Here is a 15,398-nt window from a genome sequence, read left to right as displayed (position 1 = left end):
TGTCCGCGCAAGGCGGGCAGGGTGAGCCGGGTCTATTCCGACTGTGTGGAAAGCAGGTCGAGGTCGTCGCGGATGAGGTTGGCCGCCGCCCTTTTCAGGTCGGGCTTGTAGGTCCCGTCCTTGATCTGCTGCTTGAGGTCGTCGATCTTGCGGCGGCGGACGTCGGGCGCGTCATTGGCTGCCTGCAGGGCGGCGCCGCGCAGCCTGGCCTCGGAGGAGAGCACCACCTTGTCGGCGGGCTCGCCCGAGGTCCTGGCGGACTCCTGGCCCCGGCGCTGCTGTTCGGCCGTGCGCTGGTTCTCGATCTTCCTGTTGCTGTACGGGGTCATGTCCCCCGCGATGTTCTTGATGACCATGTTTCCCTCCCGGAACCATAATCCTGTACTAGAGCATGGTGTCGTCAACCTTCGAAAGCGCTATCTCCCAGAGCCGTCGCATGACCCGGTTGCGCTCCGGGCCGGTGACTTCCTGCGGCCCGCCGGGTGTGTTTCGCAATATGATCACGTCCGTCCCGTCCACCGGGTACTCGAAGAGGAACGGATACCCGAACTCCCCTTCAATCTGGTCGAGGATGGCCGTGACCACGGGCGAGGGGGTCGAACTGACGATGAGGTTTTCGATGACCTCCCTCGCGATGCGCTCCACCAGCTCGCGGCGCTTGGTCTGCCGGTCCACTTCGTCCAGGGGCCTGGCTTCTCCCAGGGCCTGTCTGAACCGTGCCAGACGTTTCGCGTTGGTGAGCTGCTTCCCGTAGGTGCGCAGCATGGTGCGAACATTGGCCGACGAAGTATTCACGCGCAAACCCTTCCTTGATTGTATAGATCGTCCTTCGTCAAGGTTACTTTAGGGGTAAACGGAGAAAAAATCCAGGAAACCTTGCCGCGCGCTACGACCGGCTCATCCTGCAAACGGAAAAAGGTTGAATGGTTTTAAAATTTTAGCTACTCATTGAAGACATGTCCATCCATCTGCGAAAAGTTCTCGTGGTCATCCGGCCAGACGCTCCGGAAGCTGCGGCCCTCGGGGCCGAAGTGGCCGCTTTCCTGGCCGATTCCGGTGTCGAGGCCGAGGTCTGCCAGCATCGGCCCGACGCCTGCGGTCCGGACGGTTCCGACCAGCCCGGGCTGGATCTGATCGTGATCCTCGGCGGCGACGGCACCTTCATCGGCGTGGCCCGTCGGATGCTCCACCTGGGCGCGCCCCTTGTGGGCATCAACCTGGGCCGGGTGGGTTTCCTGGCCCAGCTGGACAGGACAGGGTGGAAGCCCTGGCTGGCCGAGGCCCTGGGCGGTAACATCCCGGTGGCGCGCCGGCTGGCCCTTGCCTACGACGTGGTCCGCAAGGGAAGCGTGGTGCGCTCCGGGCTGGCGGTCAACGACGTGGTGGTGGGCCGGGGCGTGCTGGCCCGGCTGGTCCGGCTGGGGCTCTCCTATGCTGGCAGGCGGATCGCCTCGGTCAGGGCCGACGGCCTGATCATCTCCACGCCCACGGGTTCCACCGCCTACGGCGCGTCGGCTGGCGGTCCGCTGGTCCATGCCGACCTGTTCGCCTACAGCGTCACGGCGGTGTGTCCCTTCCTGAGCGGTTTCAAGCCCATGGTCCTCCCGGCCGGGGACGAGTGCGTGATCCGTGTCGAAGACGCGTCCACAGGCATCTCCCTGACCGAGGACGGGCAGTTCTCCTTTGTCCTCGAACCCGGCGACGAGGTGCGGGTGGGCCGCAGCCCCTCGGACCTCCTGGTGGCCGACATGGGGCAGGGCACGTATTTCGATAAATTGAAGAATCACGGCTTCCTGACGGAGAGATAACAATGGCTTTCAACCGGCACTTCCATTCCGTACTTGATGTCAAGTACGGCGACGATGCTTCCCTCGACGCACTGTTGCTGCACTTCATGACCGAGAACAACCTCGAATACACCATAGACCCGACCAAGAACGCCTCCATGGAGCAGCTCAAGTTCATGGTGGCCCTCCAGCCGGGCGAGTTCTACGCCCCGTGCTCGGACTGGATGTTCCTCATGCTGCTCAAGGAGGGGCTGCCGCGCCTGTTGCTGCATGAATACATCCTGCAATGGCGGGCGTTCATCCGCCTGTCGCGCGAGTACTGTCCGGACCGCTCCGTGTCCAGCCGCTTCATCCAGCTGGCGCGCCACAAGTTCCGCATGGCCCTGGCCTCGCCCATTGTCATCCCCTCACGGCTGCTCAAGCGGTTCATGACCATCTTCATGACCCAAAGCGGCATCGACGACCCCTATCGGCAGGTGCGGCGCGACCTCAACCGCCAGGCCACCCAGGTGGTTCGAAGCGAGACCTTCGACAGCGTGATCAACGCCTATGCCGAGAACTGCGGCCCGTGCGACCGCATCGACACCAAGCGCTTTTCCCTCGACATGCTGGAAGTGGAGCGGCTCATGCGCGTCGCCACCCTGTGCGACAACTGGGACGTGGGCACTTTCGACGCCGAGGCCCTCAAATCCACCGGCGTGACCGAGGAACTGGCCGGGTCGTCCGAGTTGTTCGCGCCGGTCTACGAGGCCCTGAGCCAGGCCGGGGGCGGGGAGAAGCGCATTCTCTACATCCCCAGCCGGGCTGGCGGCATCATTTTCGATCTCCAGGTGGTCAGGAGCCTGCTGCGCCTGGGACATCGCGTGGTCATGGCCCTCAAGGAGGGGTTCTTCTTCGACCACTCGACCTTCTGGGACCGCGACTTTGATCCGGCGCTGGCCGGGGCCTTCGAGGGCGCCAAGTTCGTCAACGAGGACCGGCTCACCAAGAACGAGCTGCTCGACATCATGGGCAAGCACCGGTTCGTGGTCATCTCCGAGGGCACGCGCGAGCGGTTCAACCCGTATCGCTGTTCCGTAACCTTTGCTAGGGCGTGGAAGGAGTGCGACCTGATCCTGGCCCGGGGCTCGGAACTCTACAACCGACTCATCCAGTGCAGCCACGGATTTACAAGGGACATCGTCAACTTCTTCCGTGACGAGGCCGGAACCTTTCACCTCTATCACCGCCCCAAGCCGGAGTGGGTGCGCAAGTTCAGCGAGCGCTACATCAACGGCAAGGCGGACGAGATCATTACCGAGATGCGCCGCGCCCGGCGCGAGGGCAAGACGGTCATGTTCTATTCCGGCATCATCGGCAGCGTGCCCGGCCAGACCAAGGCGGCCATCGAAATCATGACCACCTTTGTCGCCCACTTGCGCTCCCAGCTCGACGACGTGTATATCATCAACCCGGGCGAGCACTTCGAGGAGGGCATGGACGGCGACGACCTGATGTTCATGTGGGAGAAGGTGCAGCGAAGTGGCTACATCAACGTCTGGCGCTTCCAGACCCATTTCGACATCGAGAAGAGCTTCGCCCTGATGGGCAGGAAGGTGCCCCCGGTCTGGACCGGCAAGGACGCCACCTACTCCACCGGCTGCACCAAGGAGATGCACATCGCCCTGGATGTGCTCAAGACCTCGCCGGAGTTGCAGATCATCGGCCCCAGCGCCGAGAAGTTCTTCCGCAGGCGGGAGTATGGCGTGGGCAAGTTCTGCGATGTGGCCGTGGATTCCTGCACCAATTGACGCGACGTGGAGTGGGCCTTTCGTCGGGCTGCAAAGGAAAGTGCGAATCAAGACATGACAATACTGTGGCGTGACGCGACGGCCTTGAGAGCGGCCGGGCTTGTTCTCGTCGTGCTGTGCGCGGCGGGCCTGGCCGCGTGCGTCAAGGGCGGCCCATTTTTCGGGACGGGCGGCACCGCCAGCAGGGCGGAAGGCAATGGGACCGTGGCCGCCTGCGACAAGGTGGCGGGGTCGGTATCCGAGGTGGGCCTGCAACGGTCGCGGGCCACGGGTGTGCTGACCCTCAAGCCCTTGACCGACCTGCGCAACCTGCCTACCTGTGATCTGTTCTTCCCCCTCTCGAACACCGAGGGAGCGCAGAGCAACGCACGCATCGACCTGGCCAGCCAGGGGCTCTCCTCCTGGGCCGATCTCGCCGGACCGGCGCAGCGCAGCCTGGAATATGCCATGAACATGCCCCGGGACAGGCTCGCCCTGACCCGGCCCGGCATGACCCTGACCTGGGGGCAGGTGGTGCGCAGCCTGGAGGAATTCCTGGAGCTGTTGCCGCATCTTGACGAGAATCCGCACCTGCTGGCCAGCCGGTTCGTCTGGTTCGGCATGCGTCAGAAGCCACTCATGACCGGCTACTACACGCCGGAGATCCAGGCCAGCCTGACCAAAAAGCCCGGCTACGAGTTTCCCATCTACGGCGTGCCCGACGATCTGCGAAGCGGATTGGTGCGCGGCAAGCGGGCTGTCTACCGTGTGGAGCGGGGCAGGGTGCTGCCCTATCACGACCGGGGCGATGTGGACGTGCGCGGCGTTCTGGCCGGGCGCGGGCTGGAGATCGCCTGGGCCAAGGACCCCGTCGACGTGTTCTACATGCAGGTGGAGGGGGCCGGGCGGCTGCTCCTGCCCGACGGCACCACCCGCAACGTGCTCTACGGGGCCAAGAACGGCCATGAGTTCCGTAGCCTGGGGCTCATCCTCCACGCCAGGGGGTTGCTCCCGCGCGCCCGGCTGTCCAAGGCCCATGTGAAGGAATTTTTTGCCAAGCATCCCGAGACGATGTTCGAGCTGATGGCCGAGAACCGCAGCTATGTCTTCTTCCGCATGGAGGACTCGCCGCCCGAGGGAGCCATGGGAAAGCCGTTGACGCCGATGGTTTCGCTGGCTACAGACCGTGAACTCCTTCCGCTTGGCAGCCTGCTCGCCTTCGAGGCCGAGATTCCCCGGTCCGAGAACGGCAGGAACGTGGGCAAGCGGACCGTGGCCGGCATCGGACTGGCCCAGGACGTGGGCACGGCCATTCGCGGCCCAAGGCTCGACTACTACATCGGCGAGGGCAATCAGGTGGAGCCCATCGCCAACAACATCATGACCGAGGCCACCGTCTACCTCCTCATTAGCAAAGAAGCACTGATCAATGGCTGAGACATCATTCGACACTGTCAAGGGGGCTGTGCGCGACGCCGTGGCGCACCAGATCCGTTCCGTCACCGACTGGCACTTCGGCGATCCCGTTTACGAGGGCGAACCGGGCGAACTCGCAGGCATCGAAGGCTTTCGCGAACTGGTGGCCCGCCAGCACTGGACCAATTTCCAGCTCTGGCATGTGGAGGACCGCGCCCGCCGTACGGATGTGGACGCCGAGGTCATCGCCAACTGCAAGTACGCCATCGACAAGCTCAATCAGAAGCGCAACGATCTCATCGAGCGCGTGGACGCCTGCCTCAACGGCGTGCTGGCCCCGATGCTGCCGCCCGACGCGGCCGGGCGTTACAACACCGAGACCGTGGGCGCGGCCCTGGACAGACTCTCCATCCAGGCGTTGAAAATCTACCACATGCAGGAGCAGTGCACCCGTCGCGGCGTGGACGCGGCCCACGTGGAGCAGTGCCAGGCCAAGCTTGGGGTGCTCACGCGCCAGCACGCCGACCTTGAGAACGCCGTGCTCGAACTCCTTGACGAGTACGCGGCGGGCAGTAAGCGGCCCAAGGTCTATTATCAGTTCAAGATGTACAACGACCCGAGCCTCAACCCGGAACTGTACGGAAAAAACGGCTAGCGGCCGCAAGGAGACGCCCTGCATGTCCCGGTACGAAACCGTCATCGGCCTTGAGGTCCATGCCCATCTCAAGACCCGGACCAAGATTTTCTGCGCCTGCTCCACCACCTTTGGCAGCGAGCCCAACGAGAACGTCTGCGCCGTGTGCTCGGGCATGCCCGGCGTGCTGCCCGTTCTCAACGCCATGGTCCCGGAATACGCGGCCAAGATGGGGCTGGCCACCGGTTGCGAGGTGAACCTCAAGTCCGTGTTCGCGCGCAAGAACTACTTCTATCCCGACCTGCCCAAGGGGTACCAGATATCCCAGTTCGAGCTGCCCATCTGCGAGCATGGCAGCGTGGCCATCGAGGTGGACGGCCAGCGCAAGGTCATCGGCCTGACGCGCATCCACATGGAAGAGGACGCGGGCAAGAACATCCACTCCGCGGCCGAGAACGCCAGCTTCGTGGATCTCAACCGGGCCGGGGTGCCCCTCATCGAGATCGTGTCCGAGCCGGACATGCGCTCGGCCGAGGAGGCCGTGGCCTACCTCAAGGAACTGCGTTCCATCCTCCTCTACCTTGGCATCTGCGACGGCAACATGGAGGAGGGCAGCTTTCGCTGCGACGCCAACGTCTCCATCCGCCCCGTGGGCCAGGAGGCATTGGGCACCCGCGCCGAACTGAAGAACCTCAACTCCTTCAAGCACGTCCAGAAGGCTATCGAATACGAGGTGGCCCGCCAGATCGACCTGATCGAGGACGGCGAGGATGTGGTCCAGGAGACCCGGCTCTACAACGCGGACAAGGGCACAACCCACTCCATGCGCGGCAAGGAGGAGGCCCACGACTATCGCTATTTCCCGGACCCGGATCTGGTGCCACTTGTCCTGGACCCGGCCTGGGTGGAGCAGTGGCGGGCCGAACTGCCCGAGCTGCCTGCGGCCAAGCGGACGCGCTTCATGGCCGACTACGGGCTGGCCGACTACGATGCCGTCCTGCTCACCGCCGAACTGGCCGTGGCCGACTACTTCGAGGCGGCGGCCAAGGCATACTCCGGCCAGGCCAGAAAGATCGCCAACTGGGTGGTGGGCGATCTGCTGCCCTCTCTGGGCGAGACCGGGATCGCGGCGGGCGACTGCCTGCTGACGCCCGCCAGACTGGCCGGGCTGCTCACGCTGGTGGACGACGGGACCATCTCGGTCAAGATCGGCAAGGACAGCTTCCGCGACCTGTGCGCCAGCGGCGACGACCCGGCGGAGTACGTCCGGGCCAGGGGCTTGGCCCAGGTGTCGGACACCGGCGAGCTGGAGGCCATGGTGGACCGCGTCATCAGCGAGAACCCGGCCGAGGTCGAGGCCTACAGGGGCGGCAAGACCAAGCTCATGAGCTTCTTCATGGGCCAGGTCATGCGCCTCTCCAAGGGGCAGGCCAACCCCGGCGTGGTGACCAAGCTCATCCAGCAGAAACTCTCGTAGCCGCGGCCAGTTGCGGCTTTGTCGGCACGACACCGGCCATGTGCCGGGGCGTGGCCATGTTCCAGACCCACAGCTTTTCGGAGGCGATCCCATGACCGAACATATCCAGTATTCTCCCGACAAGGACGCCCTGATCCTGCTCGACCAGCGCTACCTGCCCAACCGCGAGGAGTGGTTCGAGTGCCGGACCACGGACGACATATGCTTCGCCCTGGTGGTCATGGTGGTGCGCGGCGCGCCAGCCATCGGCGTGACTGCGGCCTACGGCTGCTATCTGGCGGGCCGCGAGGTCCAGGCCATGGACAGCGATTGGAAGGCGAACCTGAACGACAAGCTCGACCAGATCGAGAAGGCCCGGCCCACGGCCGTGAACCTGCGCTGGGCCGTGCGCGAGATGCGCCGCGTCTGGCTGGAGGCCGGGGACGTCTCCCTTGAGTCCCTGCTGACCACCTGGCTGGCCCGGGCCAGGGAGATTCACGAGGGCGACATCGCCATGTGCGAGGCCATTGGCCGGTTCGGCGGCGCGCTCATGGACGACGGCGACACCATCATGACCCACTGCAATGCGGGCGCGCTGGCCACGGCCGGGTACGGCACCGCGCTGGGCGTGGTGCGCGGGGCCGTGGACCAGGGCAAGCGGGTCTCGGTCATCGCCAACGAGACACGGCCCTTTCTCTAGGGCGCGCGCCTGACCGCCTACGAGCTGCACAAGGACGGCATCCCGGTCAAGGTGGCCTGCGACAACGCCTGCGCCCTGCTCATGAAGCGCGGGCTGGTGGACAAGGTGGTGGTGGGCGCGGACCGCATCGCGGCCAACGGCGACGCGGTCAACAAGATCGGCACCTTCGGCGTGGCCATCATGGCCCAGCGTTTCGGCATTCCCTTCTATGTGGCCGCCCCGGTCTATACCATCGACCCCGAAACCCCCACCGGCGACGACGTGCCCATCGAGGACCGCGACCCGCGCGAGGTCACCCACATCGGCGACCACCGCATCCCGCCAGAGGGTGTCGAGGTCTACAACCTCGCCTTCGACCCCACGCCAAACGAGCTGATCACCGGCATCATCACGGAAAAGGGCGTCCTCTATCCGCCGTATTCCGAGGCCATCCGCAAGCTCTTCGCCGACGATTGACCCAGCCGGCGGCGGGTGTCACCCTCCCCGATTTTGAGACAGCGTTTCATGAAGCCGACGGCTGAGCCCGTCGACTTTTGTCGTAGTCAGCGCATAAATTTGACAAAATTGCTTGTTTCTGTAACAATTATTACTTGTGAAGTGTTGCGGCGCAGGGGAGCGTCGCCATCCTGGCGGAACAAAGGACAAGCCAATGCAAGTACGAAGCGTCAATACGGTCATCGCCGCGCTGATTTCGGTGGTCATCCTGACCGCGGTTGGTGCGGGCGTCTGGTGGGTGAGCAGCCATACCTACGAGACGGTGCTCAAGGAAGAGTCCGTGGCCATGCACAACATGGTCGAGCAGTCCATGGCCGCCCTTGACGCCTACATGGAGCAGACCGAGAGCATGGCCGCCATGCTCGCCTCGCAGCAGTCCATCAGCGACGCCCTTATGGGGCGCGACCTGCTCAGCGCCGACTGGCTGTTCAGGGACCTGCTCGAAAACACCCGTGGTTACTGGGCCGCCTTCGCCTTTGACACCAATGGCAAGGTGGTGGCCGGGTACAACGCCAAGGGCGATAACATGGCAGGCGCGGATCGCAGCGAGCGTGAATACGTCAAGGTCATCCTCGACGGTCGCCACAAGAGCTATCTTTCAAACGACATCCTCATCGCCAAGAGCGGCAGCGACAACCTGCTCATTTTCGCGGTGGCCAGCGCGGTTTACGGCCCGGACGGCAAGGTCATCGGCGGAGTGGGCCTCTTTCCCAACTGGGAGACCTTCACCGGGAGATTTATTGACCCCTTCCGTGTGGCCGTGAACGGTTACGGCTTCATGCTCGACGCCAAGGGGCGCATCATCGCCCATGCTGTGAACAAGGATCTCTACCTCAAAGATTTGAGTGAGTTGGATTTTGTTCGCACCGCCTTGTCGCAAAAAACCGGCAGCACCCCCTACACGTGGGAGAATCGCAAAAAATACATGGTATTCGACACCATGTCCAGGAACGGCTGGGTCATGGTCATGAGTGCCTACGAGGACGACATGGCCGCCCCGGCCATTACCCAGCGCAACTATCTGGCCGTGGGCGGGGCCATGGTGGCCGTGCTCCTGGCCGGCGTGCTGGTGGTCATCATCCGGCTTCTGGTCACCCATCCGGTGCAGGGAATTCTCGGCTTCGCCACCCAGGTGGCAGGCGGTGATCTCAACGCGAAGCTGGAAGGGGTCTACCGTTTCGAGTTCAAGGAACTGGCCGGGCAGATCGCGGTGATGGTGGCCGAACTCAAGACCAAGCTCGGCTTCTCCGAGGGCGTGCTTAAGGGGCTGACTCTGCCCTGCGCCCTGGTGGGTGGCGATCACAAGCTGCTCTGGGTCAACCGCCAGATGTGCGATCTTCTGGGTCGCGACGGCGAACCTGACAGCTTCATCGGCATGTCGCCCGGACGGTTCTTCTACGACGAACCCGGACGCGAGACCCTTTCGGACCGGGCCATCAAGGAGCGCAACCAGCTTTCAAACGAAATCGAGTACGAGACGCGCTCGGGCCAGACCCGCCACGTCTTGTGTACGTCCACGCCGTTTTTCGACATGGACGGGATGATGCTCGGCTCCCTGGCCGTGTGGATCGACATGACCGACATCCGCAGCCAGCAGCGCGTCATCGAGGAGCAGAACGCGCGCATCGCCCAGGCCGTGACCGAGGCCGAGGAAATATCGCAATACCTCTCCAGCGCTGCCGAGGAGCTTTCGGCCCAGATCGAGCAGGCCAGCCGGGGCGCTGACGAGCAGAAGGCCCGGGTGACAGAGACATCCACGGCCATGGAGGAGATGAACTCCACCGTGCTCGAAGTGGCCAGGAGCGCCAGCCAGGCTGCCGAGGACGCGGACAAGGCCAAGGATAACGCCAAGCTGGGCGAGGCCAGCGTGGGCCAGGTCATCGCGGCCGTGGCCGATGTGCAGCGGCAGGCCGAGAGCCTCAAGACCTCCATGGAGGAACTGGGGCGGCAAGCGGCAGGCATCGGCAATGTGCTGGAAGTGATCACCGACATCGCGGACCAGACCAACCTTCTGGCGCTCAACGCGGCCATCGAGGCGGCGCGCGCTGGCGAGGCCGGGCGCGGTTTCGCCGTGGTGGCCGACGAGGTGCGCAAGCTGGCAGAAAAGACCATGTCCGCCACCAGCGAGGTGGGCGGGGCCATCGAGCGCATCCAGACCATGACCCGCGACAACGTGGCCGCCACCGAGCGCGCGGCCAAGGCCGTGGCCCGCAGCACCGAGCTGGCCAACGAGTCCGGCCGGGCTCTCACGGAGATAGTCGACCGGGTGGACAACGCCGCCGATCAGGTGCGCTCCATCGCCACCGCCTCGGAGGAGCAGTCGGCCACCAGCGAGGAGATCAACCGCGCCACCGAGGACATCAATCGCATCTCCACCGAGACCTCGCAGGTCATGCTCGAATCCTCCCAGGCTATCCAGGAGGTGGCGTCCATGGCCTCGCGGCTCAACACCGTCATCGAGCGAATGTCGGCCAGGGATTGATGATCGAATGCCCGATGCCGGGAACAATGGACTCGACATTTGATTGAAGGTAAGGTAAGCCCGCGCTTCCCACATATCGGGAGGCGCGGGTTTCGCGCTGCCCCGGCCCGCTGTCACATCATCCCTGGAGTCTGTACCCATGCTGCCCATCGTCGCCCTCGTGGGACGCCCCAATGTTGGCAAGTCCACCCTTTTCAACCGGCTGCTTCGGAAGTCGCGAGCCATTACCCACGATCTGCCCGGTGTGACGCGCGACCGCATCTATGGTGAATGTCAGATGGGCGATGTCAAGTTCGATCTGGTGGACACTGGCGGCATGGTCCTCGAATCCGAGGCCACGCCGGAACTGAGCAAGGATTTCGAGGACGAGATTTTCGAGCAGGCGCGCGAGGCCATCAACGAGGCCCACGCCATCCTCTTCGTGGTTGACGGCAAGCATGGCATGAGCCCCCTGGACGAGCAGGCCGCCGAGTTCGTCCGCCGCAGCGGCAAACCGGTCATGGTCCTGGTGAACAAGGTGGACAGCCATGAGCTCGCGGCCCAGAGAACGGCGGAGTTCCACGCCCTGGGGCTGCCCGTGATTCCGGTCTCGGCGGCCCACGGCTACAATCTGCACGAGGTGCGCGAGAAGGTCCGCCGGTTCGTCCTCGACCTGGGCATGGACACCGACGAGGAGGACACCACCGAGCGGGGGCTGCGCCTGACCATGCTCGGCCGCCCCAACGCGGGCAAGTCGTCCCTCATCAACCGCATCATCGGCACCGACCGGCTCATTGTCAGCGATGTGGCGGGCACCACCCGGGACTCCATCGACGTGACCTTCGAGCGCCAGGACAAGCGCTACACCTTCGTGGACACCGCTGGCGTGCGCAGGCGCGCCAACATCCAGGAACACCTGGAAAAGATCAGCGTCATCCGGGCACTCAAGAACTCCAAGCGCTCGGACGTGACCATCCTGGTCATCGACATCACCCTGGGCGTGGGCAGGCAGGACAAGCGGCTCATCGAGTTCTTGTCCAAGGAAAAGACGCCGTTCATGGTCGTGGTCAACAAGGCGGACCTCATCCCGCGAGGCGAGACCAAGCGCGCCCTGGAGGCCTTCCGCGAGGAACTGCGCATCATCCCGCATGTGCCCCTGATCATGACCTCGGCCAACAAGGGCGTGGGCATCGGCAAGATCATTCCCGTGGCAGAGACCCTGCGCCGCGAGTGCGAAATCCGCATCGGCACCGGCATACTCAATCGCGCCCTGGCCCAGGTGGTGGAAAAGCTCCAGCCCCCGGTGGTCAAGCGCCGCAGGCCCAAGTTCTTCTATGTCACCCAGGCCGACGAGGCGGTTCCGACCTTTGTCTTTTTCTGCAACGACCATACCCTGGTCAAGGAGTCCTACGCCCGGTACCTGGAGAACCAGTTTCGCAAGCTGCTGGGCATCAATTCCGCGCCGGTCGATGTCGTCTTCCGTTCCAGCCACGACAAGAAGGAGTGGGAGAAGAGCCGGGGTATCTCTGCCCTGGGCAAGCGCGGCCCCGGTCGCGAGCGCATCGGCGGGGCCAAGACGCGCCGCCACGAGGACAGGTTCAAGGCCCTCAAGAGCAAGCGCCGCCGCGATGAACGGGACAAGAAAGAGAAATAGGACCGGCGTGTTGACAAGGACCGACGGAAAAGGGTAGAGCGTTCTTCCTCGACCCGGCCCGCCTTGCGGCCCGGATTCGAGCCAGGAGAAGTGGCCGAGTTGGCTGAAGGCGCACGCCTGCTAAGCGTGTATACGGTGTAGAGCCGTATCGAGGGTTCAAATCCCTCCTTCTCCGCCAGATTTCAAGGGCTTGCGATGAATGTCGCAAGCCCTTTTCGCGTGGGTGAGAATCGGGAAGTGTGGAACAAGGTGTTAACAGTTGTGCAGAATCACGCTGCGATGCCTTGGGGCGAGGCCGGACGCCAGCGGCATCCCTCCTGCGGTCCCACCCGGAAGGCTCACCGTCAGTCAGGCCGGTGGCAGCCGGAAAAACGCATGAATTCGCGCCGCAAAGGGATGTCAGGTGCCGCAGAAGGTCTGGTAGGGCTGTGCCGACGGGTCGGGAGGCTGGCGGTAGGGGGCGTCTTCCGGCCTCTCCTCGTAGGGGCTGGACAGAGCGGCCAGCAGCCGCTTCAGTGGAGCGTAATCCCCGTGCCTTGTGGCTTTCTCAAGGACTTCTTCAACGATGTGGTTGCGCGGGATGAGCGCAGGGTTGTGCGCGCGCATCACGCTGCGGGCCGCGTCCAGGTCTTGCGGCTGTCGTGTCAGCCTCGCCTGCCAACGGCTCAGCCATTCCGTCAAGGCCGGGATCTGAAGCGCCGGAGCCCGCTGCATCGCTGCCGACGCAAGCGCGCGCAGGGTGTTGGTGTAGTCTGCCCGGCCTTCCTGCATGCCCGTAAGCAGATCCTTGACCAGGGAGAGGTCGTCAGGCTCCTGGGTGAACAGCCCGAGCTTGGCTTGCATCCCGGAGAGCCATGCCCTGCGGAACAGCTCCGGGAAGGTCTGGATGGCCTCCTGGACCAGCTCGACGGCCTTGTGCGTATCCTTGTGCAGCAGGGGCAGGAGCGTTTCGCCAAAGCGCGCCAGGTTCCACTGGGCCATGTGCGGTTGGTTGCCATAGGCGTAGCGCCCGCCCTGGTCGATGGAACTGAACACCGTTGCCGGATCATAGGCGTCCATGAAGGCGCACGGGCCATAATCGATGGTGTCACCGCAAATCGACATGTTGTCGGTGTTCATGACCCCATGGATGAAGCCAACATGCAGCCACTTGGCCACCAGCGAGGCCTGCCGTTGCATGACAGTATGGAAAAGCCCCAGATACGGGTTCGCATCCTCCTTGAGCGCAGGGAAGTGCCGGTCCAGGACGTGGTCGGCAAGGGCCTGCAGGCCCTCAAGGTCGCCCCGGGTCGAGAGGTATTCAAAGGTGCCAACCCGAATGTGACTGGCCGCAACGCGGGTCAGGATTGCCCCCTGCAGGGAGGTCTCGCGTTGCACCGGCTCCCCGGTAACCACAACGGCAAGACTGCGGGTCGTGGGAATGCCAAGCCCGTGCATGGCCTCGCTGATGATGTATTCCCGCAGCATCGGGCCGAGGGCCGCGCGTCCGTCGCCACTGCGGGAGAAGGGGGTCCGGCCCGATCCTTTGAGCTGGATGTCAAAGCGCTCGCGCTGAGGTGTTATCTGTTCGCCCAGCAGGATGGCCCGGCCGTCGCCGAGCATGGTGAAAGACCCGAACTGGTGCCCGGCGTAAGCCTGGGCCAGGGGCTGGGCGCCCTCGGGGAGCATGTTGCCGGAAAAGATGGCGGCCCCGGCGTCAGAGTCCAGCGCCCCGGCGTCCAGGCCAAGAGACTCGCAGAGCGCTCGGTTGAGCACGGCCAGGCGTGGCTCGCGCACCGGAACCGGGTCGATTAGGGTATATAATGAATTGGGTAACCGGGCATAGCTGTTATCGAAGTTCCAGCCCATATCGGAACTCGCCACACTGATGGTGTCAGTAATAGCCACTTGTATTCCTTGTCTTGATTAAGAAAGGGGAGCTGGGGTTAAAACAGCGCCCCATATCCATATTTGAGGGCCGTGCCAAGGACCACGACGGCGAGCATCCACTTGATGACCTGGGCCGGGACGTGCTTTTGGCAGCGCGCGCCCAGATACATGCCGACCATGCCGCCCAGGCCGAAGAGGATGCCCAGCAGCCAGTCCGGGCCAACGGCCATGTCCGGGTGGAACGGGGCCAGGAACTGGTAGAAAGCCACGCCCGCCACCGAGGTGACAAAGGTGCCCATGAGTGCGGCCCCGGCCACGGTGTAGATAGGCAGGCCGAAGACCGTGACGAAGAACGGGGCCACGATGGACCCGCCGCCGATCCCGTAGGTGCCGCCCACGATGCCCACGAAAAAGCTCAGGGCAAAGATGCCCGGCGTGGACACATCGTGGCGCTCGCCGTAGAATTCGTAGCAGGTGCGCCGCAGGTTGAAGGCGATGGTCCTCACCACGGGCAGCGGCTCGCCGGAACCGGCCTTGCTGCGGTGCTTTCTGACCAGTTCCTGGAATCGGTGCTCGGACGCGGCCTTGGCCGATCCGTTGGACCGGCCCGTCAGGTCGCGGACCATCTTGATGCCGATATAGAGCAGCACCGCCCCGGCGAACAGTTTGAAATTGCTGGCGTCCGGTAGCCAGGTGACGCGGACGACCGCGCCGATGAGCACCCCGGGCAGGGTGCCTGCGATGACGATCCATGTCAGGGGCCAGACCATGCGCCCCTCGCGCAGATAGCGCAGCACGCCGCTCGGGATGGCCACGATGTTGAAGAGATGGTTGGTGGCGCTGACCGAAGGCGAGGCATAGCCGAGAAAGGACATCTGGAACGGCAGCAGCAGGAACGCGCCCGACACGCCGCCCATGGAGGTGAAGAAGGATACCGCCATGGCCACCAGCGGCGGAACCCACGGCGAAACCTCGATGCCTGCGACCGGGAAATACATGGCAACACCTCCTGCGCACTCCAGTGACTGGTGTGGTAGCATGGCCGCGCCGCTGGATGCAAGCGGACGCTGCGGCAAATGATTTCCAGCCGGTGGGCGGGGCGGGCGGGGCACATGTCGCCTTACCCCTTTACAATCGCGCAGGGATGCGTATATAAG

At 64.1% G+C, this 15,398-nt stretch carries 11 protein-coding genes, 1 tRNA gene and 1 pseudogene; 9 read left to right on the top strand and 4 right to left on the bottom strand.

Going from position 1 to position 15,398, the window contains the following annotated elements; all coding sequences use genetic code 11:
* Positions 1 to 32: 32 nt before the first annotated feature.
* Both flgM and QQS14_RS10975 read right to left on the bottom strand, forming a co-directional pair.
* A complete protein-coding gene (gene flgM / locus QQS14_RS10980; protein WP_285907042.1) occupies positions 33 to 356 on the bottom strand; it encodes a flagellar biosynthesis anti-sigma factor FlgM in 324 nt (107 codons plus the stop codon).
* A 28-nt stretch (positions 357 to 384) separates the two neighbouring features.
* Entirely contained in the window at positions 385 to 795 is a 411-nt protein-coding gene (locus QQS14_RS10975) for a DVU0524 family FlgM-associated protein (protein WP_285907041.1), read from the bottom strand.
* 161 nt (positions 796 to 956) lie between these two features.
* Here QQS14_RS10975 and QQS14_RS10970 point away from each other — a divergent pair, with 161 nt between their 5' ends.
* From QQS14_RS10970 to QQS14_RS10930, 9 genes and pseudogenes are all read left to right on the top strand, one after another.
* A complete protein-coding gene (locus QQS14_RS10970; protein ID WP_285907040.1) occupies positions 957 to 1,808 on the top strand; it encodes an NAD(+)/NADH kinase in 852 nt (283 codons plus the stop codon).
* Positions 1,809 to 1,810: 2 nt separating this feature from the next.
* The gene (locus tag QQS14_RS10965; protein WP_285907039.1) at positions 1,811 to 3,577 is read left to right on the top strand and encodes an ARMT1-like domain-containing protein; all 1,767 of its coding nucleotides are present in this window, start codon (positions 1,811 to 1,813) and stop codon (positions 3,575 to 3,577) included.
* A 54-nt stretch (positions 3,578 to 3,631) separates the two neighbouring features.
* A complete protein-coding gene (locus tag QQS14_RS10960; RefSeq protein WP_285907038.1) occupies positions 3,632 to 4,993 on the top strand; it encodes an MltA domain-containing protein in 1,362 nt (453 codons plus the stop codon).
* Entirely contained in the window at positions 4,986 to 5,627 is a 642-nt protein-coding gene (locus QQS14_RS10955) for a DUF4254 domain-containing protein (protein ID WP_285907037.1), read from the top strand. The genes QQS14_RS10960 and QQS14_RS10955 overlap by 8 nt, the downstream gene beginning before the upstream one ends.
* A 22-nt stretch (positions 5,628 to 5,649) precedes the next feature.
* On the top strand, positions 5,650 to 7,083 hold the full coding sequence (gene gatB / locus QQS14_RS10950) for an Asp-tRNA(Asn)/Glu-tRNA(Gln) amidotransferase subunit GatB (RefSeq protein WP_285907036.1): 1,434 nt from the start codon (positions 5,650 to 5,652) through the stop codon (positions 7,081 to 7,083).
* 91 nt (positions 7,084 to 7,174) lie between these two features.
* Positions 7,175 to 8,218 (top strand): annotated as a pseudogene (gene mtnA, locus QQS14_RS10945) (S-methyl-5-thioribose-1-phosphate isomerase).
* Positions 8,219 to 8,411: 193 nt separating this feature from the next.
* The gene (locus tag QQS14_RS10940) at positions 8,412 to 10,739 is read left to right on the top strand and encodes a methyl-accepting chemotaxis protein (protein WP_285907035.1); all 2,328 of its coding nucleotides are present in this window, start codon (positions 8,412 to 8,414) and stop codon (positions 10,737 to 10,739) included.
* 139 nt (positions 10,740 to 10,878) lie between these two features.
* Positions 10,879 to 12,372: a ribosome biogenesis GTPase Der gene (gene der, locus QQS14_RS10935; RefSeq protein ID WP_285907034.1), complete on the top strand. Its 1,494-nt coding sequence runs from the start codon at positions 10,879 to 10,881 to the stop codon at positions 12,370 to 12,372.
* 84 nt (positions 12,373 to 12,456) lie between these two features.
* Positions 12,457 to 12,550 (top strand) — tRNA-Ser (locus tag QQS14_RS10930).
* A 221-nt stretch (positions 12,551 to 12,771) separates the two neighbouring features.
* Here the strand turns inward: QQS14_RS10930 and QQS14_RS10925 are convergent.
* Together QQS14_RS10925 and QQS14_RS10920 are read right to left on the bottom strand one after the other, a co-directional pair.
* Positions 12,772 to 14,259, bottom strand: coding sequence for a protein adenylyltransferase SelO (locus tag QQS14_RS10925; protein WP_285907033.1), 1,488 nt, complete (start codon positions 14,257 to 14,259; stop codon positions 12,772 to 12,774).
* Between the two features lie 38 nt (positions 14,260 to 14,297).
* Entirely contained in the window at positions 14,298 to 15,239 is a 942-nt protein-coding gene (locus QQS14_RS10920; protein ID WP_285907032.1) for a sulfite exporter TauE/SafE family protein, read from the bottom strand.
* Positions 15,240 to 15,398: the final 159 nt, after the last annotated feature.

The organism is Pseudodesulfovibrio pelocollis, from assembly GCF_030282845.1.
GTDB lineage: Bacteria > Desulfobacterota > Desulfovibrionia > Desulfovibrionales > Desulfovibrionaceae > Pseudodesulfovibrio > Pseudodesulfovibrio pelocollis.
The sequence above is the reverse complement of the archived record's forward strand: the minus strand, read 5'-3'. Positions and strand labels throughout refer to the sequence as shown.

Excerpts from the sequence above, each read along its gene's own strand:
- flgM (WP_285907042.1), bottom strand. The coding sequence starts at position 356 with ATGGTCATCAAGAACATCGCGGGGGACATGACCCCGTACAGCAACAGG.
- QQS14_RS10970 (WP_285907040.1), top strand. The coding sequence starts at position 957 with ATGTCCATCCATCTGCGAAAAGTTCTCGTGGTCATCCGGCCAGACGCT.
- QQS14_RS10965 (WP_285907039.1), top strand. The coding sequence starts at position 1,811 with ATGGCTTTCAACCGGCACTTCCATTCCGTACTTGATGTCAAGTACGGC.
- QQS14_RS10960 (WP_285907038.1), top strand. The coding sequence starts at position 3,632 with ATGACAATACTGTGGCGTGACGCGACGGCCTTGAGAGCGGCCGGGCTT.
- QQS14_RS10955 (WP_285907037.1), top strand. The coding sequence starts at position 4,986 with ATGGCTGAGACATCATTCGACACTGTCAAGGGGGCTGTGCGCGACGCC.
- gatB (WP_285907036.1), top strand. The coding sequence starts at position 5,650 with ATGTCCCGGTACGAAACCGTCATCGGCCTTGAGGTCCATGCCCATCTC.
- QQS14_RS10940 (WP_285907035.1), top strand. The coding sequence starts at position 8,412 with ATGCAAGTACGAAGCGTCAATACGGTCATCGCCGCGCTGATTTCGGTG.
- der (WP_285907034.1), top strand. The coding sequence starts at position 10,879 with ATGCTGCCCATCGTCGCCCTCGTGGGACGCCCCAATGTTGGCAAGTCC.
- QQS14_RS10920 (WP_285907032.1), bottom strand. The coding sequence starts at position 15,239 with ATGTATTTCCCGGTCGCAGGCATCGAGGTTTCGCCGTGGGTTCCGCCG.